Annotated in this window: 15 protein-coding genes, 1 tRNA gene and 1 pseudogene; 6 read left to right on the forward strand and 11 right to left on the reverse strand. The window is 64.9% G+C overall.

Features of this window, described 5'->3' with window-relative positions; translation table 11 throughout:
* Positions 1-6: 6 nt before the first annotated feature.
* Genes recG through GRI68_RS04115 form a run of 3 tightly spaced genes read left to right on the forward strand, consistent with a single transcriptional unit; the run spans position 7 to position 4,600 of the window.
* Positions 7-2,067, forward strand: coding sequence for an ATP-dependent DNA helicase RecG (gene recG / locus GRI68_RS04105; protein ID WP_160616060.1), 2,061 nt, complete (start codon positions 7-9; stop codon positions 2,065-2,067).
* 41 nt (positions 2,068-2,108) lie between these two features.
* Positions 2,109-3,398, forward strand: a complete 1,290-nt coding sequence (locus tag GRI68_RS04110; protein ID WP_160616061.1) for an amidohydrolase family protein — start codon at positions 2,109-2,111, stop codon at positions 3,396-3,398.
* Positions 3,395-4,600, forward strand: coding sequence for an amidohydrolase family protein (locus tag GRI68_RS04115; protein ID WP_160616062.1), 1,206 nt, complete (start codon positions 3,395-3,397; stop codon positions 4,598-4,600). The genes GRI68_RS04110 and GRI68_RS04115 overlap by 4 nt, the downstream gene beginning before the upstream one ends.
* 28 nt (positions 4,601-4,628) lie before the next feature.
* On the opposite strand, the gene nhaA is transcribed toward GRI68_RS04115, so the two are convergent.
* Complete coding sequence (gene nhaA, locus GRI68_RS04120) at positions 4,629-5,825, reverse strand: Na+/H+ antiporter NhaA (RefSeq protein WP_160616063.1); 1,197 nt, start codon at positions 5,823-5,825, stop codon at positions 4,629-4,631.
* Between the two features lie 67 nt (positions 5,826-5,892).
* Positions 5,893-6,102, reverse strand: coding sequence for a YdcH family protein (locus tag GRI68_RS04125; RefSeq protein ID WP_160616064.1), 210 nt, complete (start codon positions 6,100-6,102; stop codon positions 5,893-5,895).
* A 102-nt stretch (positions 6,103-6,204) separates the two neighbouring features.
* Here GRI68_RS04125 and GRI68_RS04130 point away from each other — a divergent pair, with 102 nt between their 5' ends.
* Complete coding sequence (locus tag GRI68_RS04130; RefSeq protein WP_160616065.1) at positions 6,205-7,101, forward strand: hydrogen peroxide-inducible genes activator; 897 nt, start codon at positions 6,205-6,207, stop codon at positions 7,099-7,101.
* Here the strand turns inward: GRI68_RS04130 and leuB are convergent.
* From leuB to ilvD, 8 genes are read right to left on the reverse strand one after another with little or no spacing between them, the layout of a single operon-like run.
* Entirely contained in the window at positions 7,098-8,135 is a 1,038-nt protein-coding gene (leuB, locus tag GRI68_RS04135) for a 3-isopropylmalate dehydrogenase (protein ID WP_160616066.1), read from the reverse strand. The genes GRI68_RS04130 and leuB overlap by 4 nt on opposite strands.
* Positions 8,132-8,713, reverse strand: a complete 582-nt coding sequence (gene leuD, locus GRI68_RS04140) for a 3-isopropylmalate dehydratase small subunit (protein ID WP_160616067.1) — start codon at positions 8,711-8,713, stop codon at positions 8,132-8,134. Before leuD ends, leuB begins: the two co-directional genes overlap by 4 nt.
* A complete protein-coding gene (gene leuC, locus GRI68_RS04145; protein ID WP_160616068.1) occupies positions 8,703-10,142 on the reverse strand; it encodes a 3-isopropylmalate dehydratase large subunit in 1,440 nt (479 codons plus the stop codon). The genes leuD and leuC overlap by 11 nt, the downstream gene beginning before the upstream one ends.
* Before the next feature lies 1 nt (position 10,143).
* On the reverse strand, positions 10,144-11,694 hold the full coding sequence (locus tag GRI68_RS04150; RefSeq protein ID WP_160616069.1) for a 2-isopropylmalate synthase: 1,551 nt from the start codon (positions 11,692-11,694) through the stop codon (positions 10,144-10,146).
* The gene (locus GRI68_RS04155) at positions 11,678-11,968 is read right to left on the reverse strand and encodes an ACT domain-containing protein (RefSeq protein WP_160616070.1); all 291 of its coding nucleotides are present in this window, start codon (positions 11,966-11,968) and stop codon (positions 11,678-11,680) included. The genes GRI68_RS04150 and GRI68_RS04155 overlap by 17 nt, the downstream gene beginning before the upstream one ends.
* Entirely contained in the window at positions 11,958-13,664 is a 1,707-nt protein-coding gene (ilvG, locus tag GRI68_RS04160; protein WP_160616071.1) for an acetolactate synthase 2 catalytic subunit, read from the reverse strand. Before ilvG ends, GRI68_RS04155 begins: the two co-directional genes overlap by 11 nt.
* Positions 13,665-13,686: 22 nt before the next feature.
* A complete protein-coding gene (gene ilvC, locus GRI68_RS04165) occupies positions 13,687-14,694 on the reverse strand; it encodes a ketol-acid reductoisomerase (protein ID WP_160616072.1) in 1,008 nt (335 codons plus the stop codon).
* 4 nt (positions 14,695-14,698) lie between these two features.
* Entirely contained in the window at positions 14,699-16,396 is a 1,698-nt protein-coding gene (gene ilvD, locus GRI68_RS04170) for a dihydroxy-acid dehydratase (RefSeq protein ID WP_234028708.1), read from the reverse strand.
* A 592-nt stretch (positions 16,397-16,988) separates the two neighbouring features.
* Between ilvD and GRI68_RS14000 the strand changes: the two are divergent.
* Positions 16,989-17,378, forward strand: a pseudogene (locus GRI68_RS14000) (GNAT family N-acetyltransferase); the annotation flags it as partial.
* A 288-nt stretch (positions 17,379-17,666) separates the two neighbouring features.
* Here the strand turns inward: GRI68_RS14000 and GRI68_RS04180 are convergent.
* Positions 17,667-17,743 (reverse strand) — tRNA-Pro (locus GRI68_RS04180).
* Between the two features lie 99 nt (positions 17,744-17,842).
* On the opposite strand from GRI68_RS04180, the gene thyA reads away from it, so the two are divergent.
* A complete protein-coding gene (gene thyA, locus GRI68_RS04185; protein ID WP_160616073.1) occupies positions 17,843-18,811 on the forward strand; it encodes a thymidylate synthase in 969 nt (322 codons plus the stop codon).
* The last annotated feature ends 17 nt before the right edge of the window (positions 18,812-18,828 follow it).

The raw sequence follows: 18,828 nt of genomic DNA on the forward strand, positions 1-18,828 counted from the left end.
GAAACGATGCGCCCCGATATCCTCAATCCGATCTTTGCCGAGGTGAACACGCTCGACGGCGTGGGACCCAAGCTCGCCAAGCCGCTCGAACGGCTTGGGCTGAGCAAGATCAAGGATGTCGCCTACCACCTGCCCGATCGCTTCGTGGAGCGGCGCGCGGTCGCCAATCTCGACGAGGCGAGCGAGGGCGAGCAGATCGTCATCGCACTGACGCCGACCGAACATCGCGCCTCGCGGGGTGGGCGCGGGCCGTATCGCGTGCTGGCGCAGGACGCGATCGGCAATATCTGCGCGCTGACCTATTTCGGGCGCGCCTCCTACACCGCGAAAAAGCTGCTGCCGCCGGGCGAGCTGCGCTGGATCGCCGGTCGGCTCGATCGCTATGGCGACATGTTGCAGATCGTCCATCCCGATCACGTGGCCGAGAAAGCCGATACGCTGTCGGACAAGCAGGTCGAGCCAATCTACCGCCTGGCTGAGGGGCTGACGCAGCCGCGGGTTGCGTCACTTGTCGATCAAGCGCTCGATCTGGCCCCCGAACTGTCCGAATGGATCGAGCCGGGCCAGGCCGATCGCGGGGGCTGGCCGGCATGGCGCGATGCGCTCCATCTCGCCCATCGCGGTCCGCATGAAAAGGCGCGCGACCGGCTCGCCTATGACGAATTGTTCGCCAATGCGCTGGCGCTGATGCTGGTGCGCGCCGACAACCGCAAGCGACGCGGTACGCCCCTGCGCGGCGACCGCGCGCTGCGCGACAGGCTGAACCTGCCGTTCCCGCTGACCGGCGCGCAGACGCGTTGCATTACCGAGATCGAAGGCGACCTTGCCCAGGAAGCGCCGATGCTCCGTCTGCTGCAAGGCGATGTCGGATCGGGCAAGACGGTGGTCGCATTGGAAGCGATGCTGATCGCAATCGAGGCGGGGACGCAGGCGGCGCTGCTAGCGCCGACCGAGATCCTCGCCCGCCAGCATTACGAGACCCTGCGCGACATGGCTCGCCCGGTCGGGATCGAGATCGCGCTGCTGACCGGCCGCGACAAGGGCAAGGCGCGCGAATCGATCCTTATGGGGCTGCTCGACGGGAGCATCGACATCGTGGTCGGCACGCATGCGATCTTCCAGGACAGCGTGGCGTACCGGAACCTCGCGCTGGTGGTGATCGACGAGCAGCATCGCTTCGGCGTCGGGCAACGGCTGATGCTGGCGCGCAAGGGCAAGACGACGCCGCACACGCTGGCGATGACTGCGACGCCGATCCCGCGCACGCTCACGCTGGCGCAATATGGCGAGATGGAAGTCTCGCAGATCGACGAATTGCCGCCGGGCCGACAGGCGATCGATACGCGTGTCGTCTCGACCGGGCGGCTCTCCGAAGTCGCCGACGGCGTTTCGCGCCATATCGAGGGCGGGCAGCAAGCCTATTGGGTCTGCCCGATCGTTCGGGAAAGCGAGACCGACGATATCGCCGCTGCCGAACAGCGCTTCGCCAGCCTCAAGGCGCGGTTCGGGGACGATGTCGTGCTCGTCCACGGTCAGCTGCGGCCCGAAGAGAAAGACGCGGCGATGGAGCGCTTCGCGTCGGGCGAGGCGAAACTGCTGGTTGCGACCACCGTGATCGAAGTCGGGGTCGACGTGCCCAATGCGACGCTGATGGTGATCGAACAGGCCGAGCGTTTCGGACTGGCGCAATTGCACCAGTTGCGCGGGCGCGTGGGGCGCGGATCGGAAAAGTCGGTCTGCCTGCTGTTGCGCGGAGATGCGCTGTCCGAAACGGGGCGCGAACGGCTCGCCCTGATGCGCGAGACGCAGGACGGGTTTCGGCTCGCGGAAGAGGATCTGCGCCTGCGCGGCGGGGGCGAATTGCTGGGCACGCGGCAATCGGGCGAAGAGGCGTTCCGGATCGCCGATCTCGAACAGATCGCGCGGCTGCTGCCCGCCGCACACGATGACGCGCGGCTGTTGATGGAGCGCGATGGGGGGCTCACCGGCACGCGCGGCGAGGCGGCGCGAACGCTGCTCTATCTGTTCGAGCGGGACTGGGGCGTGCAACTCTTGCGTGGCGGCTGACATTCGCGCATCGTCCTTTCGAAGACGAGGGGAATCACTGCATGACATCGATCCGAACCGCGCTGGCGAGCGCTTGCGCACTGGCCGCTTTCACGACACCGCTGGCGGCGCAGGAACGCCCGATCGTGCTCGAGGGCGCGACCATCCTGACCATGTCCGGCGACCCGATCGAGAACGGCGCGCTCGTCATCGAGGACGGCAAGATCGTGAGCGTCGGCGCGACCGTCGACATTCCCGCCGGGGCCGAGCGCCGCGACATGAGCGGGATGGTGATCATGCCCGGCATCGTCGACACGCATTCGCATATCGGCGGCGTGGCCGGTGCCGACAGTTCCTCTCCCATGCAGCCCGAAACCCGCGCGATGGATTCGATCAATCCGCGCGATTCGCGCCTGGCAAAGGCGCGGGCAGGGGGCGTCACCACCGCCAATGTCATGCCGGGCTCCGGCCATCTGATGAGCGGGCAGACCTTCTACATGAAGCTGCGCGACGGCGACACGATCGAGGACATCGCCTATTTCTGGGACGATGGCAGCGTGATGGGCGGCATGAAGATGGCGAACGGGACCAATCCCATTCGCTCGACCGCCGGCTTTCCCGGCACCCGCGCCAAGTCTGCCGCGATCGTGCGCACGCGCTTCGTAGCGGCGCAGGAATATTGCGAGGGCAAGCGCGAGAAACGCGACCTTGCCAATGAGGCGCTGTGCGAAGTGCTCGACGGCAAGCGCATCGTCCATTTCCACACCCACCGCGCCGACGACGTGATGACTGCGATGCGGCTGCGCGACGAGTTCGGTTTCCGCCTGGTGCTCCAGCACGGGATCGAAGCGTGGAAGGTCGCCGACCGGATCGCAGCGGCCGATACGCCGGTTTCTGCAATTCTGATCGACTCCCCGGGCGGCAAGCTCGAAGCGATGGACGCCACCCTCGAGGCCGGCGGGATGCTCGAACGGGCGGGCGTGCTGACGGCCCTTCATTCGGACGACGGCATCATCGATTCCCGCCTGCTGTTCCGCGAGGCCGGACTGGCTGTGCGCGGCGGCATGAGCCCCGACGGTGCGCTGCGCGCGCTAACCATCAACGGCGCGCGGATGCTGGGACTGGAAAATCGCGTGGGCAGTCTCGAGCCGGGCAAGGACGCCGATTTCCTCGTCCTCACCGGCGATCCGCTGTCGGTCTATACCGATGTCCGCGAGACCTGGGTGGAAGGCGAAAAACTGTTCGACCTGACCGATTCGGAACAGGCGATCTATGCCACCGGCGGCTATGGCGCGGGTGAGGATACGCTGCCCGACGAAGTCTATGATCACGGCGGAGGAGCCAGCCAATGAACGCGCTGAAATCGATTGTCGCCGCAACGCTTTGCGCGAGCGCGCTCACCGCACCCGCCTTCGCGCAGGACGTCGTGGTGAAAGGCGAGACGGTCTACACCATGGCCGGTGCGCCGATCGCCAATGGCGTGGTCGTGATCGAGGATGGCAAGATCGTCGCGGTCGGGCCCGAGGCTTCCACCGAGGTGCCTGAGGGATACGAACAGCTCAGTGCGCGGGTCGTCACGCCGGGCCTGGTCGACGCGCATACGGTCGTCGGCCTCACCGGTTATTCGAACCAGCCCGACGAGCAGGATTTCCTCGAGGAATCGACTCCGATCCAGCCCGAATTGCGCGCCATCGACGCGTACAATCCGGGCGAGCGGCTCGTCGAATGGGTCCGCGGTTTCGGCGTTACCACGCTCCACACCGGGCATGGCACCGGCGCGCTGGTTTCGGGCCAGACGATGGTGGTGAAGACCACCGGCCTCACGGTCGACGATGCGATGGTGAAACCGCGCGCGATGGTGGCGGGCAATATCGGCCCCGGCGCGCTCGGCAGTGGCGGCAAGTCTCCCGGCACCCGATCGAAACAGATCGCGATGCTGCGCGAAGCGTTGATCAAGGCGCAAGCGCCCGCCGACAAGGAAGGCAAGGCCAAGCGTGATCTAACGAATGAGGTGCTGCGCGATGTCGTAGCGGGCCAGCTTCCGCTGATGATCACCGCCAATCGCGCGCAGGACATAATGGGCGCGCTGCGGCTGAAGGAAGAATTCGGCCTCGATCTCGTGATCGACGGCGCTGCCGAAGCCTATCTCCTGCTCGACGAGTTGCGTGAGGCGGGCGTCTCCGTGATCCTCCACCCCACGATGACGCGGCAATATGGCGATTATGCCAATGCCAGCTTCACCACCGCCAGGACGTTGCGCGAGGCGGGCATCCCGTTCGCGCTGCAATCGGGGTACGAGGCCTATGTGCCCAAGACCCGCCTGGTTCTGTGGGAAGCGGGCTTTGCGGTCGCCAACGGCCTCGCTGCCGAGGATGCGCTGCGCACGATCACGATCGACGCAGCGCGGATCATCGGCATGGACGATCGGGTGGGCAGTCTCGAGCCGGGCAAGGATGGCGACGTCGCCTTGTTCGACGGCGATCCCTTCGAATACACCACCCATGCGACCGCCGTGGTGATCGATGGCGAGGTGGTCAGCCGCAAGGCGTACTGATGGCTCCCCCTCGGGGAACCGCGCGACTCTAGGCCGCGATCCGCTTGGCGGTGATCGCTCCACGCGGAGCGGTGGCCAGCACGACCATCCCGATTATCGCCGAGATCAGCGAGCCGCTCAGCACGCCCATCTTCACCGCATCGATCTGTGCCGGATCGATGAAAGCGAGGCCGCCGATGAACAGGCTCATCGTAAAGCCGATCCCGGCAAGGCATGCGAGGCCGTAAATGTGCCGCCAGCTGACCTCGCGCGGTATCGTGGCGAGGCCGGTCTTTGCCGCGAGCCAGCAGGCACCGAAGACGCCGATTTGCTTACCCACGACAAGACCCGCAGCGATACCGAGCGAGAGCGGGGCGAGCAGGGCGTCGAGGCCCGCGCCGGCAAACGACACGCCGGCATTGGCGAAGGCGAAGATCGGCAGGATCAGGAACGCCACCCACGGATGGAGCGCATGCTCCAGCCGTTCGAGCGGACGCTCCTTGCCGGTTTCGATCGGCACGAACATCGCCGTGATCACACCCGCCAGCGTCGCATGGACGCCCGACTTCAGCACGCATACCCAGAGGAAGGCGCCAAGCAGGAAATAGGGAATGGTGCGCGCGACGCCCGCGCGGTTGAGCAACAACATGCCTGCCGCAGGGACCAGGGCGAGGGCGAGCGCGGCGAGGTTCATGTTTTCGGTATAGAACAGGGCGATGATCGCGATCGCACCGATGTCGTCGATGATCGCGATCGCCAGCAGCAGCGCCTTGAGCGCCACCGGCACGCGCTTGCCGAGCAGGGCCAACAGTCCGAGCGCAAAGGCGATGTCTGTTGCGGCGGGGATCGCCCAGCCGCGGACATTCTCGGGCGAACCGGAATTGATCGCCACGAACACCAGAGCGGGCACGATCATGCCGCCCAGCGCGGCATACACTGGCAAGGATGCCTGCTTCCACGAGCGCAACTGGCCGGTGACAATCTCGCGCTTCACTTCCAGTCCGATCAGGAAGAAGAACAGCGCCATCAACCCGTCGTTGATCCACAGCAACAGCGGCTTGTCGATCGACACGAGATCGCCCGCCGAGAAGACGACGGGCGTATCGAGCAGGCTCTGATAGCCGCCGAGGAAGGCGGAGTTGGCGATCACGAGCGCGATCGCGGCGGCAATGATCAGCACGATTCCGCCAGCGCTTTCGCTGGCGATGAAGGCGCGCAGGCGCTGTGTGGCGGAAAAACGGGTCATGACAACAGGGTGTGGGCGAAGATCCGGTTGGGGGGAAGAGGGAATTACCGGACCTTCGCCCGAGCCGTCAGCGGGCGAGGCTGCGGCCGTAATAATGGCGCTGCAGCGCGGCGATCTTGTCCTTGAGGCGGAGACGGGCGCGCTTCAGCGTCTTGAGGTTCTCGCTCGCGGCGACCGATTTGGTCGAGTCGATCAGGCGATTGATTGCGCGGTGCTCGCGTATGAGACGGCGCAGATAGGGGATCATGATCGTCTGTTCGGGGGATCGCTTGCTCATCATTCTCTCCATCGTGTGTGATGAGAGAGATGGCACTCAGGCACTTGATAATCCAATTCGAATACTTGCCTATATCCCATAAGATAACCTAATAGCGATGCCATGACGACGCTCAGGCAGATGGCGATCTTCGTGAAGCTGGCCGACACCGGCAATATGGGAGAGGCGGCAGTCGCACTCGGCCTGACCCAACCGGCATTGAGCCAGCAGTTGCGCGCGCTCGAGACCCGGCTCGACCTCAAACTGTTCGATCGCGTTCCCAAGGGGCTGGAGCTGACCCCCGCAGGTCGGCAATTGGTCGACGATGCAAGAGCCGTCGTTTCGGCCTCGCGCGATTTCCGCGACGCGGCGGATCACGTGCTGAAACGGCACGCCGGTTCAATCCGGTTCGGCGTCAGCCCGACCCTCGGGCCCTATCTGATGCCGCGGGTGATCCGCGTCCTGCATGAACGCTATCCCGAGCTGCGCCTGTTTATTCGCGAGGGCATTCCCGATCGCCAGCAGGCGGAGCTGGTGGCAGGCGAACTCGACATGATCCTCTCCCCTATTCCCGTGCGCGGGAAAGGGCTGCACATCGAACCGCTGTTTCGCGAGCCGCTTCGCATCGTCGCGCCACCGGACGACCCGCTGGTCGTCAAAGGCGATATCTCGGCGAGCGATCTCGCGGGGCGGACCTTCCTGACGCTCGACCATCGCCACCATTACCACCGCCAACTCGAAGAAATCTGCGAAGAGCTCGGGGCGACGATCCTCGGCGATTACCAGGGCACCAGCCTCGACGCGCTGCAACAGATGGTCGGCTCGGGCGTGGGGCTCGCGGTCCTGCCGCAATTCTACCTCCTGTCCGAAGCCGGCGGTTTCAAGGTGGTGCAGATCGCCGAACCCGAAGGCTGGAAGCGCCATCGCAGCATCGCCGCCGCCTGGCGTTCCAAGGCCGCCTATGCGGAGCTTTATGGAGAAGTCGCCCGGATCATCGCCGAGGAAGGCCGGTCGGCCTAAAGCCGTTCGCAGATCGCAGCGGTCATCTCTTTGGTCGAATCGCTGCACCCCAGATCGAAGGTTCCGTGGCCATCGGCGAGGGCTTTCGAGACGGCGGTTTCAATCCGGACGGCCGCGGCTTCCTGGTCGAGCGAATGACGCAGCGCCATCGCCAGCGACAGGATTGTGCCGACCGGATTGGCCTTGCCCTGACCGGCAATGTCCGGCGCGGAGCCATGGATCGGTTCGAAAATGCCGCCTTTGCCGCTTCCAAGCGATGCCGAGGGAGCCAGCCCGATCGATCCGGCCACCGCCGATGCCTGGTCGGACAGGATATCGCCGAACAGGTTCTCGGTCAGGATCACGTCGAAATCGGTCGGCGCGCTGACCAGCCGCATCGCCGCCGCATCGACCAGCATGTGGTCGAGCGTGACGTCGGGGTAATCGGTGGCCATGTCATCGACGACCGAGCGCCACAGGCGACTGGTGGCAAGGACGTTGGCCTTGTCGACCGAGGTCAGCTTGCCGCGCCGCCCGCGCGCCGCGTCGAACGCGATGCGGGCGATCCGTTCGACTTCGTCGCGCGAATAGCGGCAGGTGTCGAGCGCGGCCTCCGAGCCTTCCTCGCGGTCGCCGAAATAGAGCCCGCCGGTCAGCTCGCGCACGATCAGCAGGTCGCAACCCGTTACGCGTTCCGGGCGCAGCGGTGACAGGGCTTCGAGCCCTGGCATGATCGTGGCCGGGCGCAGATTGGCAAAGGTGCCGAGTTCACTGCGCATCGCCAGCAGCCCCTGTTCGGGCCGCACCGATCCGCCGGCCCATTTCGGTCCGCCGACCGCGCCAAGGATCACCGCATCGGCGGCAAGGCAGGCGGCTCTGGTTTCGGTGGGGAAAGGGTCGCCATGGCTATCGATCGCCGCGCCACCAAAGGCATGATGCTCGGCAGCGTAGGAGAAACCTTCTTGCTCCGAGACTTTGGCGAGCACCGCTTCGGCCGCACCGATCACCTCGGGGCCGACGCCGTCGCCGGGCAGGAACACGATCTTCGTCGTCATGCCGCTTCACTTTCGAACGCTGCGATTGCCGCGTCCTGCGACAGGAGATGGCCGAGCGGATCGATCCCTTCGAGCAGGCAGTGACGCGCAAAGGGCTCGACTTCGAAGGCGACGGTCGTCTCGTCCTCCATCACCAGCTGATTGCTCTCCAGGTCCACCGAAACCGTCGCGCCCGGTGACGCGAGCAGCCGGGCGTGGATGTCGGCGGGCACTTCCACCGGCAGCAATCCGTTCTTCACCGCATTGCTTTTGAAGATATCGGCAATGTCCGAGCTGACCACCACACGAAAACCGTAGTCGAGCAGCGCCCAGGGCGCATGTTCGCGGCTCGATCCGCAGCCGAAATTGGGGCCGGCGACAAGGATCTGCCGCTCACCGGGGCCGTCGGGCGGGAAGGGAGAACTGTTCTTCGGCGTCCCGTCGGCGGTGTAGCGCCAGTCGTAAAACGCCGCCTTGCCCAAACCGTCGCGCGCGGTGGTGGTCAAGAAGCGCGCGGGGATGATCTGGTCGGTGTCGATATTGGCCTGCGGCACGACAAGGGTGCGGGCGGTCAGCCGTTCGAAACGGTCACGCGACATCGCGCATCTCCTCCATGTATCGGCGTGGATCGGTGAGGTGTCCGGCGATCGCGCAGGCGGCGGCTGTGGCGGGCCCCGCGAGCACGGTGCGGACATCCTTGCCCTGACGGCCGATGAAGTTGCGGTTCGAGGTGGAAACGACGAGTTCTCCCGGCGCGCCCTGATCGCCGTTCATCGCGATGCACATCGAACAGCCCGGTTCGCGCCATTCGGCTCCGGCGGCGAGGAAGATGCGGTCGAGCCCCTCGGCCTCGGCATCGCGTCGGACCTGTTCTGAGCCCGGGACGACCAGTGCGACGACCCCGTCCGCCACCTTGCGGCCACGCATGACGCGGGCGGCTTCGCGCAAATCGGACAGGCGCGAATTGGTGCAGCTGCCGATGAACACGCGATCGACGGCGGTTTCGGCGAACGCCTGCCCGGGCTCGATCTGCATATAGTCGGCGGCGTCGCGCGCGCCTTGATCGTTGGAGGGCGGCGCAGCCTTGCCGACGGCGGCGGCGGCATCGGGCGAGACGCCGTAGGTGATCATGGGCTCGATCGCCGCGGCATCGAGCCGTGCTTCCTTGTCGAAAGTCGCATCCTCGTCGGAACGCAGCGTGCGCCAGTCGGCTATGGCAGCGTCCCAATCGGCTTCGGCGGGCGCGAATTCGCGGCCCTCGATCCATGCGAAGGTGGTTTCGTCGGGCGCGATCAGGCCCACCCGCGCCCCTGCCTCGATCGCCATGTTGCACAGCGTCATGCGCCCTTCCATCGACAGCGTGCGCACCGCTTCACCGGCGAATTCGATTGCGTGCCCCTGGCCGCCATTCGCGCCGATCGTCGCAAGCATGGCCAGCGCCATATCCTTCGCCCCGACGCCCGGTTGCAGGGCGCCATCGAAGGTCACGCGCATGGTCTTGGGTTTGCGCTGCAGCACGCATTGGGTGGCAAGGACATGGCCGACCTCGGTCGTCCCGATGCCGAAGGCGAGCGCGCCGAAAGCTCCGTGGGTGGAGGTGTGGCTGTCACCGCACACGATCGTCTTGCCCGGCAGGGTCAGGCCGAGCTCGGGTCCGATCACATGGACGATGCCGCGCCGCGTATCGCCCAGGTCGAGCAGCGGGATGCCATGCTGCGCGCAATTGGCCTGCAATTGCTCGACCTGCCGCGCGGCCGCTTCGGTGGCATAGGGCAGGGTGCCATCGGGGCGCGCGGGCAGGGTCGGCACCGAATGGTCGATGGTCGCCATCGTCAGGTCGGGGCGCCGCACCTTCAGCCCGCGCTCGGCAAGCACGGAAAAGGCCTGTGGGCTCGTCACTTCATGAACCAGATGCAGGTCGATATAGATCGTCGCCGGATGATCCTCGGTCTCGGACACGACAACGTGACGATCCCACAACCGATCGAACAGCGTGCGCGGCGAAGCGCGTTCGGATACGCGGTCCATGTCAGGCGGCTTCGCTGGCGTCGGCCTGCGACCGGGCGCGGCGATCGTAATTGTTGAACGCGGCGAGGAGCGCTTCGGCAGCGGCCACGATCACATCGGTGTTCGAGCTGCGCCCGGTGATGTAATCGCCATCGAGCGTCAGCCCGACTTCGATATCCATCTCGCGATTCAACTGGTGTGCGTCGATTGCGTCGAGCGTGCCTTCGACTTCTGCAGCAATGCAGAATGCATCGGTCAACGCCTCGAACGGCCCGGTGCCATGGCCGATCGTCGTCAGGCGTCCGCGCGTCTTGTGGTCGAGCACCAGCTTGGCGGTCGGGCGGTTCATCGCCTTCGTCCCGGTTCGCAATTCGGCGCGTACCAGATGCCAGGTCCAGATCGTGTCTCCGCCTGCCATCAATGCGATCAGATCGTTATCGGTCATTTCGCGCCTTTCATCTGCCATGGTTTTGAAGGTCTCGAAGACCTCCGCGAGTTGGTTGTCCCCGATCTCGTATCCCAGCGTGGCCAGGCGAGCGCGCAAGGCGTGCTTGCCGCTATGCTTGCCGAGGACGAGCGAGTTGGCGGGCATACCGATGTCTTCGGCCCGCATGATTTCGTAGGTTTCGCGATTGGCGAGCACACCGTGCTGGTGGATTCCCGCTTCGTGGGAGAACGCATTGCGCCCGATGATCGCCTTGTTTCGGGGAGGAGCATTGCCGGTCGATTTGGCGAGCAAATCGCTCGCCGCGTAAAGTTCCTGCGTCACGATGCCGGTGTCGGCACCATAATGATCCGCGCGCGTGCTCAGCGCCATGACCACTTCCTCGAGCGCGCAATTTCCCGCCCGCTCGCCGATCCCGTTGAGCGCGCATTCGACCTGGCCGGCACCGGCGCGGACCGCTGCCAAGCTGTTGGCGACGGCCATGCCGAGATCGTCGTGGTTGTGGGTGGAAAAGATCGTGCCTTCCGGCGCGGTAATTCGCGCGATCAGGTCGCTGAACAATTCGTGGATTTCCTCGGGCGATGTGTAGCCGACGGTATCGGGTATATTGAGCACGTTGGCACCTGCATCGACGGCGCATTGCAGCGCCTCGATCAGGAACGATCGTTCGGTCCGGATCGCGTCCTCGGCCGAGAACTCGATCTCGTCGAAGCGCCCGGCGGCGCCGCGCACGCTGTCCTCGATGCGTTTCAGCACTTCGTCGGTGCCCAGTTTCAGCTTGAATTCGCGGTGCAGAGGGCTGGTTCCGATGAAGGTGTGCAAGCGCTTGCGCTTCGCGCCCTGCAATGCCTTTTCCGCCGCTTCGATATCGCCGGGCACGGTGCGCGCGAGCGAGCATAGAACCGGGCCGTCGATCTCGCCTGCGATGATGGCGATCGCTTCGGCATCTCCGGGGCTGGCGGCGGCGAAGCCGACTTCCATCACATCGACATTCAGGCGCGCAATCGCGCGTGCCACGTCCAGCTTGCGCTCTGGCGTCATCGAAAAGCCCGGGGCTTGCTCCCCGTCACGCAAGGTCGTGTCGAAGATACGGATGCGACGCGGCGCAGTCTCAGTTTGCGACGACATGGCGCACCTCCGACATGGTTGGAGTGGGGGCAGGAGTGGGGGATGCGATGGCTTCGGGCTCGACCCCGTCGAACCGGCTGAGGAGGCGGAGCAGCTTTTCGATCCGGCGGCTGTCGTCGATCGCGCGCAGGCCGAGCGTGGCGACCGAATGGCGTTCGTCGCTGGTCAGCTGCATCGAGCGGATCGCGAAGCCGCGCGCCTCGATCAGGCCGAGCACACGACGCAGCATGCCCTCGCGGGTCTCGAAGCGGATGCGAATGTGCTCAATTGCCATCTTTGGTCTCCATCATTTCAGCATTCGATTTGCCCGGCGGCACCAGCGGCCAGACATTCTCTTCGGGATCGATTTTCACGTGACACAGGATCGGGCCCTTCGCGGCGCGCAGGCGCGCGATCGCCTCGTCGACTTCCTCGCGGCGCTCGATCCCGAAGGCTTCGATCCCGAAGGCATGTGCGACTTCGACGAAGTCTGGATTGTCGCTGAGATCGACTTCCGAATAATTCTCGCCGAAGAACAGCTCCTGCCATTGGCGCACGAGACCGAGCATGGCGTTGTCGAGCAGCACGATCTTCACCGGGATGCGATAGCGGCGCAGCGTGGCGAGTTCCTGCAGGTTCATCTGGAAGCCGCCGTCGCCGCAGATGCAGTAGACCTCGCTTTTCGGCTCGGCGAGGGCGGCGCCGATCGCGGCGGGCAGGCCATAGCCCATCGCGCCCAGACCGCCGCTGGTGAGGTGGTGGCGCGGATCGGAAAAGCCGCAATGCTGCGCCACCCACATCTGGTGCTGACCCACGTCGCAAGCGGCGACGAAATCTTCGCCGACCTGTTCGGCCAGGGTGTGGAGCATGGCGGGGGCGTAGATTCCGTTGCCCGGCGCATCGTAGCGCGTCGGGTTTTCGGCCACGAGGCGGGTGCAATGGTCCTGCCAGTCGGCGATGTCGGAGGTAGTGAAGTCGACATGTTCGATCGCGGTCGACAGATTGCCGCCGATCGCCGCGTCGGCATGGCGCAACTTGCCCATTTCCGCGGCATCGGTATCGAAATGCAGCACCTTGGCGTGGGGCGCGAACTGGTCGAGACGACCGGTCGCGCGATCGTCGAACCGCGCGCCGAACACGATCAGCAGGTCGCATTCCTGCACGGCCATATTCGCCGCCCGGGTGCCATGCATGCCGAGCATTCCGAGCATCTGCTCGTGGTCGGACGGCAGCACGCCGAGACCCTGCAAGGTCGCGACCGAGGGAATTCCGCTCGCTTCGATCGCGTTGCGTGCTTCGCGCGTCGCACCGCTGCGGGCGATGCCGCCGCCGAGGTAGAAGAGCGGCCGTTTCGCGCCACGGATCAGGTCTTCGGCCGCGGCGGCGGCATCCCGCGACACGGTCGAACCCTTCGCCCGGCTGCGCGTCCCGACCTGCTCGCCGTCGTAGATCGCCTGCTGGACATCCTTGGGCAGGTCGATCAGCACCGGGCCGGGGCGGCCGCTTTCGGCGATGATGAAGGCCTCGGTCATCGCGGCCTGGATCTCGCTCGGATCGCGGATGATGACCGAGTGCTTCACGATCGGCAGGGTCATCCCGAAAATATCGGTCTCCTGAAACGCATCGGTGCCCATCAAGGGCTGGCCGACCTGGCCGGTGATCGCGACCATCGGCACCGAATCGAGAAACGCATTGGCGATGCCGGTGATGAGGTTGGTCGCGCCCGGACCGCTGGTGGCGAGGCACACGCCCGCGCGCCCGGTCCGCCGCCCATGCGCATCTGCGGCAAAGGCGGCGGCCTGTTCATGGCGAACGAGGATGTGGCGCAAGTTTCCGCGCGCCAGCGCGTCGTATACCGGCATGATCGCCCCGCCGGGATAGCCGTACAGCGTCTCCACGCCGAGTTTCTCCAGCGTGTCCACCACGATTTGCGCCCCGGAACGCGGGGCCGTTCGCTCGGCGGGCGGGATGGAAGCAGCGGCGGTGGTCATCGGTCTGGTCCTCGCGCCGCGTTCAGGCGGCGTTCTTTCGCTTCTGCTGGAGCCACGGCATCATCGCGCGCAGGCGCTTGCCGGTCTCTTCGATGGGCTGGTTCATGTCGGCTTCGAGCATGGCGTTGTATTTCGGCTTGCCCGCTTCGTTCTCGGCCACCCAGTTGCGCGCGAAAGTGCCGTTCTGGATGTCGGTCAGCACGTCCTTCATCCGCGCGCGGGTCTCGTCGTTGATGACGCGCGGGCCGGAAACGAGGTCGCCGTAGATCGCGGTCTCTGAGATGAACTCGTGCATCTTGGTGAGGCCGCCTTCGTAGAGCAGGTCGACGATCAGCTTCAGCTCGTGAAGGCATTCGTAATAGGCGATTTCGGGCGCGTACCCAGCTTCGGTCAGCGTTTCGTACCCGGCCACGACCAGTTCGGTCGCGCCGCCGCACAGCACCGCCTGTTCGCCGAACAGATCGGTTTCGGTTTCCTCGCGGAAGGTCGTCTGGATCGCCCCGGCAACCGTGCCGCCGATCAATGCGGCATAGCCGAGCGCCTTGTCGCGCGCCTCGCCGCTGGCATCTTGGTGCACGGCAAACAGGCAAGGCACGCCAGCGCCGCGTTCGTATTCGCGGCGGACCAGATCGCCCGGCCCCTTGGGCGCAACCATGATGACGTCGATGTCGTCTGCGGGTTTGACGCGTTCGTAAAGCACGGTGAAGCCATGCGCGAACAGGAGTGCGTCGCCCGCTTCGAGATTGGGTGCGATCTCGCTATCGAAGATCGCTTCGTGGCTCATGTCGGGCGTCAGGATCGCGACGAGCTTTGCCGCCTTGCTCGCCTCGGCCACCGACATCACGGTGAAGCCTGCGGCCTGTGCTTTGGCCGTGGTCGACGATCCCTCGCGCAGGCCGATGATCACATCGCAACCCGAATCCTTGAGGTTGAGCGCGTGGGCGCGGCCCTGGCTGCCGTAGCCGATGATCGCGACCTTGTGGTCGCGAACGGAGGCGGGCTTGGCGTCGTTGTCAGTGAAAACCTGCATGGGATCAATTTCCTTGTTCTTGGTCGTGCCGGACGGGTGGGATGGTGGTGGCGCCGTAAGCGGCGGAGGAAACGAGGCGGGCGTATTTGTCGAAGGCACCGCCCATCGATTTGCGGGGAGGTGGGGAGAAGTTTTCGCGCCGCGCGTCCCAGTCGATCGCGACGTCGATGCGGCGGGTGGTGGTGTCGATCGTCACCTCGTCGCCGTTCTCGACCAGCGCGATTGGTCCGCCGACCGCCGCTTCGGGCGAGACGTGGCCGATCACGAAGCCATGGCTCGCGCCCGAGAAACGCCCATCGGTGATCAGCGCGACCTGGCCGGCCAGGCCCTGGCCCGCGATCGCTGCGGTCACCGCCAGCATTTCGCGCATGCCGGGGCCGCCCTTGGGCCCCTCATTGCGGATGATGACGACATCGCCGGCCTTGATCTCCCGCGCGGAGACGGCGGCGAAACACGCTTCCTCGCCTTCGAACACGCGGGCCGGGCCGGTGAAGCTCTTGGTGCCGTAGCCGGCGGTCTTGAGCACCCCGCCTTCGGGCGCCAGATCGCCATAGAGGATCGATAGGCCGCCGGTACGTTTGACCGGATCGGCAGGCGATTTGACGACTTCCTGACCCGCCGACTCCTGCGCATCGCCCAGCTCTTCATGGAGCGAACGCATGGTGCAGGTGGGGATATCGGCGATCATCCCCGCCTCGGCCAGGCGCTGGCCGAACAGGCGGATGCCGCCGGCGGCAAACAGGTCGCGGGCGAGGAAACGCCCACCAGGCTTCAGATCGGTGATCACCGGAACCTCGCGCGACAATTCATCGAAGGTTTCGATCGGGAAGGCGATGCCGGCCTCGGCCGCGATGGCGGGCAGGTGAAGCACCGCATTGGTCGATCCGCCGCTGGCAACGACCGCGGTCGCGGCATTGCGCAGCGATTCCCTGGTCACGAAGCTTCGCGCCGAGATCCCTTCCTGCGCGAGCTTCGCGGCGAGGCGACCGCAGCGGCGTGCCTCATCGGGCTTGTGATCGTCGACGGCGGGCGGATCGGCGGCGCCCATCGGCGCAATGCCCATCATGGTCAGCGCCATGGCCATGGTGTTCGCGGTGAACTGGCCGCCGCACGCGCCCGCGCCGGGGCAGGCGTGCCGCTCGACCGCGTCGAGCTCGGCATCGTCGATATCGCCCTTGGCATGGGCGCCGACCGCTTCGAACACATCCTGGATGGACAGGTCCTTGCCGTTGAGGCAGCCGGGCAGGATCGTCCCGCCGTAGAAAACGAGCCCCGGGATGTCGAGCCGGGCGAGGGCCATGGCGGCGGCAGGAATGGTCTTGTCGCAACCGACCATGATGATGGCCGCGTCCAGCGAATGGCCGCGCACGGCGAGTTCGATGGAGTCGGCAATCACCTCGCGGCTGATCAGCGAGGCGCGCATGCCTTCGCCGCCCATGGTGATTCCGTCGGACACGACGATGGTGTTGAAATCGACCGGCGTCGCACCGCCTTCGCGCAGCCCTTCGCGGACCGGCTCGGCCAGGTCGGCGAGATGCATGTTGCACGGCGTCACCGTCGACCAGGTATTGACCACGGCCACCATCGGCCGCGCCATCGCCTCGTCGTCGTAACCGGCCGCGCGCAGCATCGCGCGGGCGGGGGCCTTGGCCGGTCCCTTGGTGATCGCGTCTGAAATCTTGGGCTTGATATCGGTCATCATTCGCTCGTCCCTGCGAACCCCAACAAAAAACCCCGCTTCGTGGTCGGAAGCGGGGTTGAAAGGGGTCCTGTTGGCGTTGTCAGCCTATGGGCACCTTTCCCCGCTAATAAGACGTACAAGAAATACGGGCAGGAGGACGCGCACGCCAAAAGCGCGATCGAACGTGTCGATGGCAAAGGCGTTGGACTGGGTCACTGGGCGGGTTTCTCCGGCTGATCCGTAATTCGATCACCGCGTTCATACAGGCCGAGTGTTGCAGTGCAACCTAAAATGTTACGCAAATTCTGATTCGCGCTTTTCGATTGTTTCAAGTGCAACCACATTCTTGAATGGAATAAGGTAAATGCACGCAGAAGGGCCTGAAAGACGGCGATATAAATTCGCCCCCCGGCACCGTTCGTCCTACTGGCATTCCAGTCGACAAAAATCGGGATTTCGCTGTAGCAGCACCCGCTTGTTCCCTCTCGGCTATGCCGGGCTAGACGAACCCGAGAATGATCGGGCGGACTTGGCGACGCAATGCGACCATGAAATCCACTCACGGATCCAACGAATTAGATGACATTGAGAAATGGGAAGCATCGCAACCGCAATGGCCAACACGATCGAAACGAACCGGCTCGTCCTCAGAAGGTTTCGCAAGGCAGACGCCGCCGATCTCTTCGCCTACCTCAAGGATCCGGTGGCGAGTTGCTTCCTATCTTTGAAGCTCGCGAATTTCGCAGCGGCGCAAGCCGAGGCCGAAAAGCGAGCTGAGAGCGATGAGTACCCGGCCGTCTGTCTGAAAAAGACGGGCCGCGTGATTGGCGACCAGTTCGCCATTCCCGAAAAGGATACGGTTTCGGTCGGGTGGAATTTCAACACCGATATCGGCGGGCAGGGCTATGCTTACGAGGCGGCACAGGCACTGTTCGACGACCTGTTCACGGTCAGGAACGCGCGGCGCCTCTACGCCTATGTCGAGGACCACAATGTCGGTTCGCGACGGCTCTGTGCGAGCGGTTGGGAATGCGTCGCGAAGGGCTCTTCATGGAGTTTGTGTCGTTCAAGAACGACCCGGATGGAGAGCCGATCTACGAGAACACAGTGCAATACGCTATCCTGCGCAAAGAATGGCCGCCATCCTCTTTCGCCGCGGACTGAGTCGTCGGCACTGCGTTGGCGCGGCGGGCGATGCCCAGGCGCATCGGCGCGCAGGATTCCTGACCGATCTCCTTGGTCGAAGGATATCGGCGGAATTCTGCGGCGTGTTGTCGAAAACGACGAAAGTTGGTCGGGGAGAGAGGATTCGAACCTCCGGCCCCTGCCTCCCGAAGACAGTGCTCTACCAGGCTGAGCTACTCCCCGACCGAGCGCGCCGCCGGAGCGGTGCGTCGAGGCAGGCGCGCCCTATAGGAGGCACTTGGCGGGGTGGCAAGCGCGCATTTTCCGCTTTATTGCCCCGCCATGGCCAGCACCTTTCTCCGTGACGATTCCCGCCCCGATCCAAACCACTGGGAATACCAGTATCTCGATCTGATGCGGCGCATCTGGGAGGAGGGCAGCGAACGACAGGATCGCACCGGCGTGGGCACGCGTTCGATCATGGGCGCCATCCTGCGATTCGACCTGGCCGATGGCGCGATGCCGCTGATCACCACCAAGCGCGTCTACTGGAAGACGGCGACGCGCGAGATGCTGTGGTTCCTGACCGGCAGCACGAATATCCGCCCGCTCGTGCTGCAAGGCGTGAAGATCTGGAACGAATGGCCGCATGCGCGCTACCTGCTGGAAACCGGCGACCGGATGTCGCTCGACGATTTCGTCGCGCGAATCATCGAGGACGATGCCTTTGCCGCACAATGGGGGGATCTGGGCCCGGTCTATGGTAAGCAATGGGTCGATTGGCCGACCTACGAACAGGCCGGGGAAGACGAGCAGGGCGCACTTTTTCGCAAGGGCGAAGGCATCAACCAGGTGGCCGAAGTGGTCCGCTCGCTGAGGGACAACCCCGGCAGCCGCCGCCATATCATCGAAGGGTGGAACGTCGCCCAGCTCGATTCGATGGCGCTTCCGCCATGCCACAAGACCTACCAATTCCATGTCGCGGGCGAGCGGCTCAACCTGGCGCTATACCAGCGCTCCTGCGATGTCGCACTTGGCCTCCCGTTCAATCTCTGGGGTGCCGCAATCATGCTGCGGATGATGGCGCAGCAGACCGGGCACGAACCGGGCGAGCTGGTGTGGATGGGGGGCGATACCCACCTTTATCTGAACCATGCGCATCTGATCGAGGAACAGTTGTCGCGTCAGCCGGCGGGCACGCCCCGGCTCGAGTTGCGGCAGGCCGATTCGATCTTCGATTACACGATCGACGATTTCAGCGTTACCGGCTACGATCCGCATCCGCCGATCAAGGCGCCCGTCGCGGTCTGACCTCCTGAACAAACTGC

The sequence above is a fragment of the Alteriqipengyuania halimionae genome (assembly GCF_009827575.1).
GTDB classification, from domain to species: domain Bacteria; phylum Pseudomonadota; class Alphaproteobacteria; order Sphingomonadales; family Sphingomonadaceae; genus Alteriqipengyuania_A; species Alteriqipengyuania_A halimionae.